Below are 12,807 nucleotides of genomic sequence, written 5' to 3'. Positions count from 1 at the left end.
GGTCGGTTTCCTTTTCATGTCATTTTTCTGACACGTTTATTCTTTACGTTGTTGGCTTCACTAACTGGATGCTAACAATATGAAAAGAAAAATTATTCCTTTGCTAATCGGCTGTGCGCTCTCTTTCTCTGGCCTGGCGGCGCAGCCTACTGCTGAGCGCTATGTCGTCAGCTTCCCTGAAGGCTCCCACGTGAGCTACAGCGGCGCGTTTGCCAGCGCCTTTCCGAACGGACTCCCCGTGGGCATTGGCTCCGGCCTGCTGTTTACGGGCAAGCAGGGCGACGCCCTGACCTTTGCGACCGTGACCGATCGCGGTCCAAACGCCGATGCGCCAAAAATGGGTAAAAACGAAGCCAAAATATTTGTCACGCCAGATTTTGCGCCGCTGCTGATGACCATCCGCGTTCAGAACGGCAAAGCAGAGGCAACGGATGCCCGCCCGCTGCATGATGATAAAGGCGAGATTAACGGTCTGCCGCTGCAAAGCGGCGTGATTGGCTCCACCAATGAAGTGGCGTTCAGCGACACCCTCAAGATCCTGAAGGGCGACAACCGCGGGCTGGACACGGAAGGCATCACCCCGGACGGCAAAGGCGGCTACTGGCTGTGCGACGAATATGGCCCGTTCCTGATTAACGTCGACAGCAAAGGGAAGATCCTGGCGATCCACGGGCCGCAGGCCGCGGAAGGGGAGAAATCCATCGCGGGCGGCCTGCCAAACATTATCAAATGGCGCCAGGCGAACCGGGGCTTTGAAGGCCTGACCCGGATGCCGGACGGGCGGATTATCGCCGCCGTGCAAAGCACGCTGGATATTGACGGCAAGAGCAAAAAGCAGGCGCTGTTTACGCGTCTGGTGAGCTTCGACCCGGCGACCGGGAAAACGGCGATGTACGGTTACCCTATCGACAGCGCGGCCTACAGCAAAAACAGCGACGCCAAAATCGGCGACATCGTGGCGCTCGATAACCAGCACATCCTGCTGATTGAGCAGGGAAGCGATAAAAACGACGGGATGCGTAACCTGATTTACAAGGTGGATCTCAGCAAGGCGAGCGACCTTTCCGCCTTCGACAAGCCGGGCGAGTACCCGGAGTTTGATGATGAGAAAACCCTGGCGCAGCGCGGCATTACCCTTGCGGCTAAAACGCAGGTCGTCGATCTCCGCGCACTGGGCTGGCAGCAGGAGAAGGCCGAAGGGCTGGCGCTGATCGACAGCAAAACGCTTGCGGTAGCGAACGATAACGACTTTGGCGTAAAGGTGGCGATGCAAAACCCGGTCGAGGGCAAGAAGCTCAAGGATTATCGGGTGAACGCGGAAGGCAAGCTGACGCTGGATGATAAGCCGGTGGAAACCACGCTCAGCGTGAAGCCGCTGAAGAAGCCGGAGTCGGACAGCGAGCTGTGGATTGTGACGCTGCCGGAGGCGGTGAAATAAGTATCCCCACAAAATAATGCCTGCACAGACGCCCCCTCTCCCTTGAGGGAGAGGGCTGGGGTGAGGGGGAACATACGGCTCTAGTGGTCATTCCGTTCACTTCATGTTCCTTGCTACTCTGTAACGGCATGACCGGTGAACGTGCCAGGGTGGCTCAATCGCCACCACCCTGGCGACCCGGGCTCCCGGCGGTAAATCGCCGCTTCGCGGTGCCCTCAGCTTATTCCTTCAGGCTATCGGGTCGGGCATGAGCCTGCATCCCTGCAGGCCACGCCCTCTCGGCGCATCCCTGCGCCTCGCCCCGGCCTTACGGAAACGCTTCGGCGATTTACAGCCGGACCAGGGCGTCGCTGTAAGTCATTAATTAACCTGAAGCAACGTTCATCGCTTCAGGTTAATAAATTACTGGGCAGAGGGGATGCATGGCTGTTATTTCTTCAGACCCGCAAACGCCGCCCGAATCTCTTCTTCTGGGAGTTGGATACCGATAAACACCATCACGCTGTGCGGTGCTTCCTCGCCCCAGGGGCGATCCCAGTCTGCGCTGTACAGGCGCTGCACGCCCTGGAACAGCAGGCGGTTCGGCTCGCCGTCAATCCACAGCATCCCTTTGTAGCGCAGCAGCTTGTCGGCAAACGACAGCAGCAGGTTTTCCATCACGCGCGAAACCTCGCCGATGTCCACCGGGTAGTCCAGCTCCACCACTATCGACGCCACGTCGTTTTGCCTGTCTCCCATAAAGTGGAAGCGCGGTTTTGCGGTGACGTTCTCCTCCAGCATAAAGCCGTTGGTGTTGAACAGCTGAGACAGATCGATGTCGCCATGCGTCACCGTGTAAACCGGCGCGCGGGAGTTAATGCGCGTCAGGCGCTCGCGCAGTTTTTCGCTTTCGCCCGCCACGTCGGTTTTGGTCAGCAGGATGCGGTCGGCGTAGCCCACCTGAGACTGGGCGATGGTGAACTGGTTCATCTGCTCGTCGGCGTGAACCGCGTCGACCAGGGCAATCACGCCGTCCAGCAGGTAGCGCTGGCAGAGGATTTCGTGAGAGAAAAAGGTCTGAATAATCGGGCCGGGGTCGGCCATGCCGGTGCACTCGATCACCAGGCGGTCAAAGTCGATCTCGCCGCGATCGCGGCTGTCGAGTAGATCCAGCAGGGCGTCTTCTAATTCGTTAGAGCGGGTGCAGCAGATGCAGCCGTTGGTCAGGGTTTTGATCTGGGTGGCGCGATCGCCGATCAATTGATCGTCAACGGAGACCTCGCCGAATTCGTTTTCGATGACGGCGATTTTGAAGCCGTGCTGTTCGTTCAGGATGTGGCGCAGCAGGGTGGTTTTACCGGCGCCGAGGAAACCGGTCAGCAGGGTAACGGCAATCGGGGTCATGGTCTCTCCTTTAGCAGCAGCGAACGCCGCCTTCTCCACTTCCGCCGTAGCGCGCTTCCTGACGCTCGCGGAAGAATTCGGTGTAGGTCATGTACGGCTTATCCGGATGGTTGGTCTTCATATGCTCAACGTAGTTGTCGTAGTCCGGAATGCCAATCAGCATTTTCGCCGCCTGACCGAGGTATTTTTTTGCTTCGCCTAAGTTACCAAACATTGTGGGTTCCAGACAGAAAAAGCCCGGCGATGTGAGTCCGCTGGGCTTATGTTCCCCTCACCCCAGCCCTCTCCTAAAGGGAGAGGGGGAGGATTGCGGATTAATGGTGTGAAGAGGTCTTCACGCCGCCTTCCGGCACCGGCACGTACGGGGTTTCTTTATCCGTACGGCCGTCGGCGTTGCGCACTTTCAGCCAGGTTTTGATGCCGTAGAAGATGATGCTGTACACCACCACCAGGAACAGAATGCTCAGACCCGCGTTGGTGTAGTTGTTCACCACGATATGGTTCATGTTGGCAATCTGCTGTGCGGTCAGGTCCGCGCCGCCTGCGGCAATCTTCTCTTTGTACTGGTTAGCCATGAAGAAGAAGCCTTCCAGCTGCGGGTTGGCGCTGAACAGCTTCAGGCCAAGCGCCCAGGTGGTGCAGAGCAGCAGCCATAGCGCAGGAACAACGGTTACCCAGATGTATTTGGTGCGCTTCATCTTCACGAGGACCACGGTACCCAGCACCAGAGCAACGGCTGCGAGCATCTGGTTAGAGATACCGAACAGCGGCCACAGGCTCTTCACGCCGCCGAGCGGGTCGACAACGCCCTGATACAGCAGGTAGCCCCACAGGCCGACGCAGCCCGCAGTACCCAGAATACCCGCCACCAGAGAGTCGGTTTTCTTCAGGAACGGCACGAAGTTACCGAGCAGGTCCTGCAGCATGAAGCGGCCCGCACGGGTACCGGCGTCCAGCGCGGTCAGGATGAACAGCGCTTCGAACAGAATACCGAAGTGGTACCAGAAGCCCATGTCCGCCCACGGCAGCACCTTGTGGAACACGTGTGCGATACCGACGGCCAGCGTCGGCGCGCCACCGGCGCGGTTCAGTACGGACGGTTCGCCGATGTCCTTCGCGGTTTGCATGATCTGCTCAGGCGAAATCACGAAGCCCCAGGAGCTGACGGTCGCCGCCGCGTGTGCGCTCGCGTCCTTCAGCTGCGCCATAATCAGCGCCGCGTTGTCACCGCCCATCTCGTGCAGGTTTGGCATGGTGATGCCGAGGCCCGCAGGCGGGGTGTTCATCGCGAAGTAGAGACCCGGTTCGATGATAGACGCGGCAACCAGCGCCATGATCGCCACGAAGGACTCCATCAGCATCGCGCCGTAGCCGATCAGACGCGCGTCTTTCTCGTTCGCCAGCAGCTTAGGCGTGGTGCCGGACGCAATCAGGGCGTGGAAGCCGGAGACCGCACCGCAGGCGATGGTGATGAACAGGAACGGGAACAGGGCGCCTTTCCACAGCGGGCCGGTACCGTCGATGTACTGCGTGACCGCAGGCATTTTCAGGTCCGGGTTAATCACCAGGATACCGATCGCCAGACCAACGATAACGCCGATTTTCAGGAAGGTGGCCAGGTAGTCACGCGGGGCCAGAATCAGCCAGACCGGCAGCAGCGCGGAGATAAACGCATAGCCAATCAGCGCGAAGGTAATGGTAGTGTCCTTGAAGGTCAGCGCCGGGCCCCAGTAAGGGTCGTGCGCAATCACGCCGCCGAAGTAGATGGAGGCTACCAGCAGCACGATACCAATCACCGACACTTCACCTACGCGTCCCGGTCTCAGGAAGCGCATGTAGATCCCCATGAACAGCGCAATTGGCACGGTTGAGCAGACGGTGAAGACGCCCCACGGACTTTCGGCCAGCGCTTTCACCACGATCAGGGCCAGCACCGCGAGGATGATGATCATAATCAGGAAGCAGCCGAACAGAGCGATCGTCCCCGGCACGCGGCCCATCTCTTCTTTGACCATCTCACCCAGAGAGGCGCCGTTACGGCGAGAAGAGATAAACAGCACCATAAAGTCCTGCACCGCACCCGCCAGCACCACGCCGGCGAGCAGCCACAGGGTACCCGGCAGGTAACCCATCTGCGCGGCCAGCACCGGGCCCACCAACGGGCCTGCGCCCGCGATAGCGGCAAAGTGGTGACCAAACAGCACGTAGCGGTTGGTTGGCACGTAGTTCAGGCCGTCATTGTTAATGACCGCCGGGGTGGCGCGCGTCGGGTCTAGCTTCATGACCTTCTGCGCGATGTACAAGCTGTAGTAGCGATAAGCAACAAGATAGACGGAAACGGACGCAACCACGATCCACAGGGCGCTTACGTGTTCGCCCCGGCGTAATGCGACAACCGCCAGACAAAAAGCGCCGAGGATCCCGAGTAAGGCCCAGGGCACGTGCTTCAGTAGTTTTTTAGTATCCATAGTAAGACCTGGTTTTTTATGTAAAGAAAAAAGGGTCAGGGTTCGTTGTGAGGAGGTATTGATTAATGCTGGAGCGATCGTGCCAGATCCTCGCGCGTGTAAAGGACGGTAAATGAATGAGTGGTTGAAAGTGCCGGGTGAGCGGTCAAAGGGGGCGACGAGCGGTTCCGGCTCGCCGCCAGGGGGCGAAATTATGTGATTGAGATCACTTGATTATTCGGGTTACGCTCCACCGCCAGATAGTTCTCCAGCGTTCTAATCAGTTTTTCCTTCAGCCAGTTCGGCTCCAGAATCTGAATGTGGGGCAGCCAGTAGAACAGCAGCGGCAGGATCTGGTTTTCGTGCGCCGCCTGGCAGCGCAGCGTGACGCCGCCCTGCTGCTCCTCCAGCAGCTCCTGTTCCGGCAGAAGATCGCGGCGCAGGAAGTAATGTGAAATATTATCTTTGATAAATATTTTCACCGCGAAAGTATTTTCAGACACCCAGGGATCGAGGCTTTTCTCCAGCAGCTCAAGGACATTTTCTTCGGGCGTAAAGGTCGTTTTCTGAATATCAAACCAGCTAATCTGGCTCAATGAGAAGGATTTCAGGCGGCTATTTTCGGTGGCTTGTAAATACCATATATTTTTTTTGTTAATGAGTTTATAGGGATTAATCAGACGGGTTTTTCCCTTATAAACGATCTGACAAACATTATGGTTTTTAATCGATTTCTCGATTTTCGTTAAATGACGGCGAATATCACGTTCTACCGTGTGTTCTGCCTCATTGCCAAGAATAAGAATATGGTTTTCGTCAACGCGCGTTTCAAGCTTTTGCCAGAATTCCATATTTCTTTCAGGGAAAAAGCTGTCAGCATTCAGGAAGTTAGCGAGGGTGTGATGTAAGCCTTGTCCGCCGGGCGATTGTGCAGAATGGATCAGCCGATATAGCCCGTTACCGGTATGCTCAACAATGGGAGAGAGGGCATTTAAATCCCGGTAGACGGTACGCTCGGTAATTTTAAATTTTTCCATTAGCGCACTGCGGTTTACCACACCGTTTAAATGTAGCTCAACCAGAATATCGACCAGACGTTCAGCCGAGCGGCTCCGCGTCGTTTTAGCCATAAGGTCATCCTGTATATTTAGGTATGCGCTGAATGATGCGGATGCACTGACAAAAGGTGTCAGTATTCAGTCACAGAAAATTTCTCTTATGGGTATATAACGGCGTGATTTAGCGGAAACCTTAGGAGTTTTTGTAGAAAGCGGCGCTGGCCGGAAAAAAAGGCCAGCGCGAGGGGGGATCACACGGCGGCTTCCGCCTCCAGCATGACCGGATGGAAACGGCGCTTGAAGTAGATCAGACCGTGTCCCGCGTCACTCAGAATAATGTTCTTAACTTCAACAAGATAGACAAGATGCGTGCCGATGGTTTGCACCTGGCTAATCTCGCCCTCAAGGCTGGCGAGCGCGCCCTTGAGCACCGGCTGCGCCAGCGGTCCTTTCTGCCAGCAGGAGAGGGCAAAGCGCTCCTCCATCGTCATACCGGTCATCCCGGCGAAATGGCGAGCCATGATCTCCTGTTCGTGGTTCAGCACGTTAACGCACAGCCTGCCGTTGCCCTGAAATACCGGGTTCATGGCGCTGTTGGTGTTGATGCACACCATAACCGACGGCGGGGTGTCCGTGACCGAACAGACGGCGGTGGCGGTAATGCCGCAGCGGCCCGCCTCGCCCTCGGTGGTGATCACATTAACCGCCGCCGACAGGCTGCTCATTGCGTCGCGAAAACGCAGGCGTTGTTCATCTGAATGCATTGCAACCTCCCGCTGCGCTATTTCAGCAGCTTGTCGAGCATGTTGATATCGCTGTTGTTGTGCAGGTGCGGCACCGTCCAGCCGTGCTGGTCGTATTCGGACATGCAGCGGTCGACCATCGCCATCATTTTGTCCATGTTGCCGGAGCTCTGCGCCTGGCGCAGACACTGCAGGCGGATCTCATCCTGGCTGCCGGAGTAGTTGATTTCGTACAGCTCGTGACGGCCGCCAAACTCGCTGCCGATGGCGTCCCACATCAGCTTCAAAATCTTGATGCGCTCGACGTGATCCATGCCGTTGGAGCCGCGCACGTACTTCGCCAGATACTGGTCGATCTGCGGGTTGTTCAGATCCCGGGCGCTGGACGGCAGGTAGATCAGCCCGGACGTCACGTTACGCTCGATGATGTTCTTGATCTTCGCGTAGGCCATCGGCGCCATCACGCGGTAGGTTTGTAGCGCGGCGTGATCCGGCAGATACGCGCCGTTGACCCACGGGGTGGCTTCGGAGCACATGGAGTCACTCAGCGCCCAGAACATGTTGCGCCAGGCCACCACTTCGCCGAGATCCGCCTGCACGCCGCGGAACTCCAGGGTGCCGGTGCACTCCAGGGATTTCTTCAGCAGGGCGGTGATGAAGTCGAGCTTCACCGCCAGGCGAACGCAGGCCTGCAGCGGGTACATCCGCGCAAAGCCGCCTTCCATCGTCCAGCGACGGCAGCGGTCGAAATCGCGGTAGATCAGCACGTTTTCCCACGGGATCAGCACATGATCCATCACTAGGATCGCGTCGTTCTCGTCGAAGCGGCTTGAGAGCGGGTAGTCGTACGGGGATCCGGTTGCGCCTGCCACCATCTCGTAAGAGGCGCGGGAGATCAGCTTCACGCCTTCGGCATCCATCGGCGCGACGAACATCAGCGCGAAGTCCGGGTTTTCGCCCATCACCTGCGCGGAGCCGAAGCCGATCATGTTGTAGTGGGTCAGCGCCGAGTTGGTTGCCACCACCTTCGCGCCGCTGACGATAATCCCGGCGTCGGTCTCTTTCTCCAGCTTGATGTAGACGTCTTTCACCTCGTCCGCCGGCTTGTGGCGGTCGATCGGCGGGTTAACGATGGCGTGGTTGAAGTACAGGCCGGTTTCCTGAATGCGGGTGTACCAGTTGCGGGCGTTCTGTTCGAACTGGCCGTAGAAGGCCGGGTTGGCGCCGAGCGCGCAGCCGAACGCGGCTTTGTAGTCCGGCGTGCGGCCCATCCAGCCGTAGCTCAGGCGCGACCACTCGGCGATGGCGTCACGCTGCTGGCGCAGGTCGTCGGCGCTTTTCGCCACGCGGAAGAACTTGTGGGTATAGCCGCCGCTGCCGGTGTCGGTGCCCCAGCAGAGCGTGTCCTGCATCTCCGGCTTGTGCAGCGCGTCGTACATCTGTGCGATGGAGGCCGCCGCGTTGCGAAACGCCGGATGGGTGGTGACGTCTTTGACGCGCTCGCCGTAGATATAAATCTCACGGCCGTCCTGCAGGCTTTTTAAATACTCTTCGCCGGTTAACGGACGTTTGGCATCAGCGCGGAAATCTTCAGGCTTCATAGGGACCTCGTATCGGAATAAGGTTGTTAAATTTATGTTTTGTTTTTGTTGTTTAATTGAAGCCTGAGAGGGGCGGAACGTGAAGGGACGATTGGGACAACGGCGGGTACTTTTCGCGAGAGATCGCAGAGTGTGATTTCCCTCACCCTTCCCTCTCCCAAAGGGAGAGGGGACGGTTACTCCCTCTCCCTTTGGGAGAGGGGAACAGGCGACACAGGTACTTTCTGCGCCCGATACGCGCTCGGCGAGCATCCCACTAAGCGATTAAAAAACCGGGCAAAATAGGCCGGGTCCTTAAACCCCAGCTGCCAGGCAATGTCGCTGACCGCGCTGTCGGAGAAGAGCAGCAGCCGCCTGGCTTCCCGCAGCTGGCGGTCGAAGATCAGCCGCTTCGGCGGGCGGTTGGCGAAGCGGCGGCAGATATCGGTCAGGCGGGATTCGGTCAGGTGCAGCTCGCTGGCGTATTCCGGCACCGTCCAGTGCTGGTGGTAATGAACGTCAATCAGCTGGGTAAAGCGCTGGAACAGCTTCAGCTCGCCGCGCATGCCGCCCGAAGCGTGGTCGTCGAGCTTCGCGTTGCGCAGCAGCAGGGTAAACACCGCCTGCGCCAGCAGGACCAGAGTATGTTCGCGACCCGGCAGCTGTTCCGTGGATTCCCGGGCGATAAGCTGCCAGTAGTGCTTCAGCGCCGCCAGCTCGTCCGGCCTGTCGGCCAGCGAGAGGCAGATCCCCGGCAGGCCAAACGCTTCCCGCGTGCCGGGATAGAGCACCTCCAGCAGCGGCCAGATCAGATCCTCGCGCACCGTCAGCACGTGTCCGTCGCTGTCGGATTCGGTGATAAACGCGTGCGGCACCGACGGCGGCGTGAGGACGAACAGCGGGGCCTGCACCGAGTAGCGGTGATCGTCGAGCTGGAGCTCAATCTGCCCGGTATCGAGAAAGTGCATCTGAAAATACTGGTCGTGACGGTGCGCCTGCATGTCGCGGCCAAAAAAGGCCGCCATGCGCGCGAACGACTGGTAGTGCACATCGTCGGTGCCCAGACTTTCGTCGTACTCCTTGCTGATATCAATGTTGGCGATAGGGCTCTGGCACATGCTCGTTCCTTTGTTGATCCCGCTGCGTCATCGGAATGCGCGTCAGCACCAGCGCGCCGACCACCAGCAGCCCGGCCACAAACCACAGCCCGGAGCTGAAGCTGCCGGTCGCGTCGCGCAGAATGCCGATCAGCAGCGGGCTGACGGCGGATCCGACGTTGCCGATGGCGTTGATCACCGCCAGCGCCACCGCGCGGGACTGCAGGCTAATCACCCGATCCGGCGTGGTCCAGAATATCGCCATGGCGGTAAAGGATCCGGTTGAGGCCATAATGATGCCAAGCAGCTGGATCAGGCTGTGATCGGTGGCCGAGGCCAGCATCCATCCCGCCGCGGCGAACAGGTACGGCAGGATGGTGTGCTTTTTTCGCTCTTTCAGCCTGTCGGAGCGTCGGCTCCACCAGATCATCCCGAGAATGGTGCAAAACTGCGGGATCGCCGCCAGCAGGCCGATGACGATATTGCTGCTCCCCGTGTTGAAGCTTTGCAGGATCTGCGGCGTCCAGATGTTGATGGCGCTGAGCGTGTTGGTCAGGCAGAAGTAGGCCAGCGTGTAGAGCAGCACCGCCGGGGTCAGCACTTCGCGCAGCGTCGATCGCGGCGTGACGGACTGGGCAATGGCGACCTCCTGCTCGCGGGCGATCATCGTTTTCAGCGCCTGCTTTTCGTCGTCGTCGAGCCAGGTAGCTTGATCCGGCGTGTCGTTGAGATAAAACCAGGTCACCACGCCGAGCACCACCGACGGCAGCCCCTCCAGCAGGAACAGCCACTGCCAGCCCTTCAGGTTCCACAGCCCGTCCATCGCCAGAATGTAGCCGGAGAGGATCGAGCCGAGCATCATGGTCACCGGCATGGCGATCATAAACAGCGCGTTGGCGCGGGCGCGGTGATAGGCCGGGAACCACCAGGTGAGGTAGACCAAAATCCCCGGCAGGAAGCCCGCTTCGGCAATGCCTACCAGCATGCGCAGGACGTAGAGCGTTTCAGGGCTGGTGGCAAACATGGTGCAGGTGGAGGCGATGCCCCACACCACCATGATCCCGGCGATCCAGCGCCGCGCGCCGATCTTCGCCAGCATGATGTTGCTCGGGATCCCGCACAGCACGTAGGTGACGTAAAACAGCGTCGCGGCCAGGCCAAACATGGTCGATGTGAGGCCCAGATCTTTGCCCATCGTCAGCCCGGCAAAGCCGATGTTGATACGATCGAGAAACGAAAAGACAAACAGGATAAAGAGAAAGACGATCAGGCGTCGGAACAGCTTGTTAATGGCGCGATGTTCAACAGCTTTATTATCATGGGTTTGCAGGGTAGAGGTCGTCATGGTGCGCTCCAGATCTTACGTTTAGTAGACGGATTTATTGTTATTAACTGACGTAACCGGTTGTTCGATAAAGCGTGCCGCCAGCGCTTCGGCGCCGCGGGCGAGCAGGGTGGTGTCGACGCCGACGGCGACAAACAGCGCGCCAAGCTCGAGGTAGCGTTTCGCCAGCGGCTCGTTCGCCATCAGGATGCCGGGGGCTTTGCCCGCGCTGAGGATCTGCGCGATAGCCTGCTCGATGGCGGCCTGCACCTCCGGGTGCTGCGGATTGCCGGCAAAGCCCATGTCGGCGCTCAGATCCGCCGGGCCGATAAACACGCCGTCGACGCCTTCAACGTCGAGGATCTGCGGCAGATTTTTTAGCGCCTCGCGGGTTTCAATCTGCACCAGCACGCACATGGCGTCGTTGGCCTGCTGCTGGTAATCCGGGATGCGGTTCCAGCGCGAGGCGCGCGCCAGGGCGCTTCCGACCCCGCGAATGCCCGCGGGCGGGTAGCGGGTGGCACGTACCGCCAGCCGCGCTTCGTCGGCGTTTTGCACCATCGGCACCAGCAGGGTTTGCGCGCCCACGTCCAGCAGCTGTTTGATCTGCACCGGGTCGTTCCACGACGGGCGCACCACCGGCTGGCTGGGATAGGGCGCGATGGCCTGTAATTGGGTTAAGACGGTTTGCACGCTGTTCGGCGCGTGCTCGCCGTCGATCAGCAGCCAGTCGAAGCCTGCCCCGGCCAGCAGCTCGGCGCTGTAGCTGCTGGTGAGCCCCAGCCATAAACCGATTTGCGGGCGGCCCGCCTTCAGCGCCGCTTTGAATGCGTTTTGCATGGTTGTCTCCTTACACAAAGCGGCAGCTGATGGAGCCCATGTTGCCGTAGTCGACGTGGAAGGTGTCGCCTCTGCTGGCGGGCACCGGGCGGGTAAACGAGCCGCCGAGAATAATCTGGCCGGGCTCAAGCTGCACGTCGTACGGTGCCAGCTTGTTCGCCAGCCACGCCACGCCGTTCGCCGGGTGGTTAAGCACGCCTGCGGCGACGCCGGTCTCTTCGATCACGCCGTTGCGGTAGAGCAGGGCGGAGATCCAGCGCAGATCCAGCTCGTCGGGCTTAATCGGGCGGCCGCCGAGGATCACCCCCGCGTTGGCGGCGTTATCGGAGATGGTGTCGAACACCTTGCGCGGGCGCTGGGTTTCCGGGTCAACGTTGTGGCAGCGGGCGTCGATCAGCTCCAGCGCGGGGATCACGTAGTCCGTGGCGTTGTAGACGTCGAAGATGGTGCAGTTCGGGCCGCGCAGCGGTTTTGCCAGCACGAATGCCAGCTCCACTTCGATGCGCGGGACGATGAAGCGATCGACCGGGATGTCGCTGCCGTCGTGGAAGAACATGTCGTCCAGCAGCGCGCCGTAGTCCGGTTCGCTAATCTGCGAGCTGGCCTGCATCGCTTTGGAGGTCAGGCCGATCTTGTGGCCCTTCAGCACGCGGCCTTCGGCAATCTTCAGGCTGACCCATTCGCGCTGGACGGCGTAGGCGTCGTCGATGGTGATCGTCGGGTAGTCGAGAGAGATCTGGCGGATCTGCTCCCGGGACTGTTCCGCCTGATGCAGACGATGGGCGATCAGGGTATGGGTATGTTTGTCGAGCATGGCGATATCCTGTTTTACGTTTGTTTTCTCCCTCTCCCCGTGGGAGAGGGACGGGGTGAGGGCATCAGGCCGCAGAGATTTCC

General features: G+C 59.3%; 11 protein-coding genes. 1 reads left to right on the top strand and 10 read right to left on the bottom strand.

All coding sequences use genetic code 11. The features are described 5' to 3' along the window. Positions 1–79 precede the first annotated feature (79 nt). Complete coding sequence (locus ACWKXN_RS12105) at positions 80–1,438, top strand: esterase-like activity of phytase family protein (RefSeq protein ID WP_454543827.1); 1,359 nt, start codon at positions 80–82, stop codon at positions 1,436–1,438. A 429-nt stretch (positions 1,439–1,867) separates the two neighbouring features. Here ACWKXN_RS12105 and yjiA read toward each other — a convergent pair whose 3' ends face one another. The 10 genes from yjiA to hpaH form a co-directional block, all read right to left on the bottom strand. Then, a complete protein-coding gene (gene yjiA / locus ACWKXN_RS12100; RefSeq protein WP_039262268.1) occupies positions 1,868–2,821 on the bottom strand; it encodes a GTPase in 954 nt (317 codons plus the stop codon). A 10-nt stretch (positions 2,822–2,831) separates the two neighbouring features. After that, complete coding sequence (locus ACWKXN_RS12095; RefSeq protein ID WP_003856610.1) at positions 2,832–3,035, bottom strand: YbdD/YjiX family protein; 204 nt, start codon at positions 3,033–3,035, stop codon at positions 2,832–2,834. A gap of 100 nt (positions 3,036–3,135) precedes the next feature. Then, positions 3,136–5,289 carry a carbon starvation CstA family protein gene (locus ACWKXN_RS12090; protein WP_047346241.1) on the bottom strand — a complete coding sequence of 718 codons (2,154 nt, stop codon included), beginning with the start codon at positions 5,287–5,289 and terminating at the stop codon, positions 3,136–3,138. 191 nt (positions 5,290–5,480) lie between these two features. Further along, the gene (locus tag ACWKXN_RS12085; protein WP_039262271.1) at positions 5,481–6,398 is read right to left on the bottom strand and encodes a helix-turn-helix transcriptional regulator; all 918 of its coding nucleotides are present in this window, start codon (positions 6,396–6,398) and stop codon (positions 5,481–5,483) included. Positions 6,399–6,577: 179 nt separating this feature from the next. Continuing rightward, entirely contained in the window at positions 6,578–7,090 is a 513-nt protein-coding gene (locus ACWKXN_RS12080; RefSeq protein ID WP_182931490.1) for a 4-hydroxyphenylacetate 3-monooxygenase reductase subunit, read from the bottom strand. Between the two features lie 17 nt (positions 7,091–7,107). Beyond that, positions 7,108–8,670: a 4-hydroxyphenylacetate 3-monooxygenase, oxygenase component gene (gene hpaB, locus ACWKXN_RS12075; protein ID WP_033144556.1), complete on the bottom strand. Its 1,563-nt coding sequence runs from the start codon at positions 8,668–8,670 to the stop codon at positions 7,108–7,110. A gap of 176 nt (positions 8,671–8,846) precedes the next feature. Beyond that, positions 8,847–9,767 (bottom strand): 4-hydroxyphenylacetate catabolism regulatory protein HpaA, encoded by a 921-nt coding sequence (hpaA, locus tag ACWKXN_RS12070; RefSeq protein ID WP_182072975.1) that lies wholly within the window; start codon positions 9,765–9,767, stop codon positions 8,847–8,849. Further along, positions 9,739–11,091, bottom strand: a complete 1,353-nt coding sequence (hpaX, locus tag ACWKXN_RS12065) for a 4-hydroxyphenylacetate permease (protein ID WP_048978976.1) — start codon at positions 11,089–11,091, stop codon at positions 9,739–9,741. The genes hpaA and hpaX overlap by 29 nt, the downstream gene beginning before the upstream one ends. A 21-nt stretch (positions 11,092–11,112) precedes the next feature. Beyond that, positions 11,113–11,910: a 4-hydroxy-2-oxoheptanedioate aldolase gene (gene hpaI / locus ACWKXN_RS12060; protein ID WP_454543826.1), complete on the bottom strand. Its 798-nt coding sequence runs from the start codon at positions 11,908–11,910 to the stop codon at positions 11,113–11,115. A 10-nt stretch (positions 11,911–11,920) separates the two neighbouring features. Next, positions 11,921–12,724 carry a 2-oxo-hept-4-ene-1,7-dioate hydratase gene (gene hpaH / locus ACWKXN_RS12055; protein WP_039262280.1) on the bottom strand — a complete coding sequence of 268 codons (804 nt, stop codon included), beginning with the start codon at positions 12,722–12,724 and terminating at the stop codon, positions 11,921–11,923. Positions 12,725–12,807: the final 83 nt, after the last annotated feature.

The organism is Enterobacter sp. UPMP2060, from assembly GCF_053709655.1.
Note: the sequence above shows the minus strand (reverse complement) of the source record. Positions and strands in the feature narration are given on the sequence as shown.

What these genes read in the sequence shown, in the direction of transcription:
- ACWKXN_RS12105 (WP_454543827.1), top strand. Translation starts at nt 80, where the DNA reads ATGAAAAGAAAAATTATTCCTTTGCTAATCGGCTGTGCGCTCTCTTTC.
- yjiA (WP_039262268.1), bottom strand. Translation starts at nt 2,821, where the DNA reads ATGACCCCGATTGCCGTTACCCTGCTGACCGGTTTCCTCGGCGCCGGT.
- ACWKXN_RS12095 (WP_003856610.1), bottom strand. Translation starts at nt 3,035, where the DNA reads ATGTTTGGTAACTTAGGCGAAGCAAAAAAATACCTCGGTCAGGCGGCG.
- ACWKXN_RS12090 (WP_047346241.1), bottom strand. Translation starts at nt 5,289, where the DNA reads ATGGATACTAAAAAACTACTGAAGCACGTGCCCTGGGCCTTACTCGGG.
- ACWKXN_RS12085 (WP_039262271.1), bottom strand. Translation starts at nt 6,398, where the DNA reads ATGGCTAAAACGACGCGGAGCCGCTCGGCTGAACGTCTGGTCGATATT.
- ACWKXN_RS12080 (WP_182931490.1), bottom strand. Translation starts at nt 7,090, where the DNA reads ATGCATTCAGATGAACAACGCCTGCGTTTTCGCGACGCAATGAGCAGC.
- hpaB (WP_033144556.1), bottom strand. Translation starts at nt 8,670, where the DNA reads ATGAAGCCTGAAGATTTCCGCGCTGATGCCAAACGTCCGTTAACCGGC.
- hpaA (WP_182072975.1), bottom strand. Translation starts at nt 9,767, where the DNA reads ATGTGCCAGAGCCCTATCGCCAACATTGATATCAGCAAGGAGTACGAC.
- hpaX (WP_048978976.1), bottom strand. Translation starts at nt 11,091, where the DNA reads ATGACGACCTCTACCCTGCAAACCCATGATAATAAAGCTGTTGAACAT.
- hpaI (WP_454543826.1), bottom strand. Translation starts at nt 11,910, where the DNA reads ATGCAAAACGCATTCAAAGCGGCGCTGAAGGCGGGCCGCCCGCAAATC.
- hpaH (WP_039262280.1), bottom strand. Translation starts at nt 12,724, where the DNA reads ATGCTCGACAAACATACCCATACCCTGATCGCCCATCGTCTGCATCAG.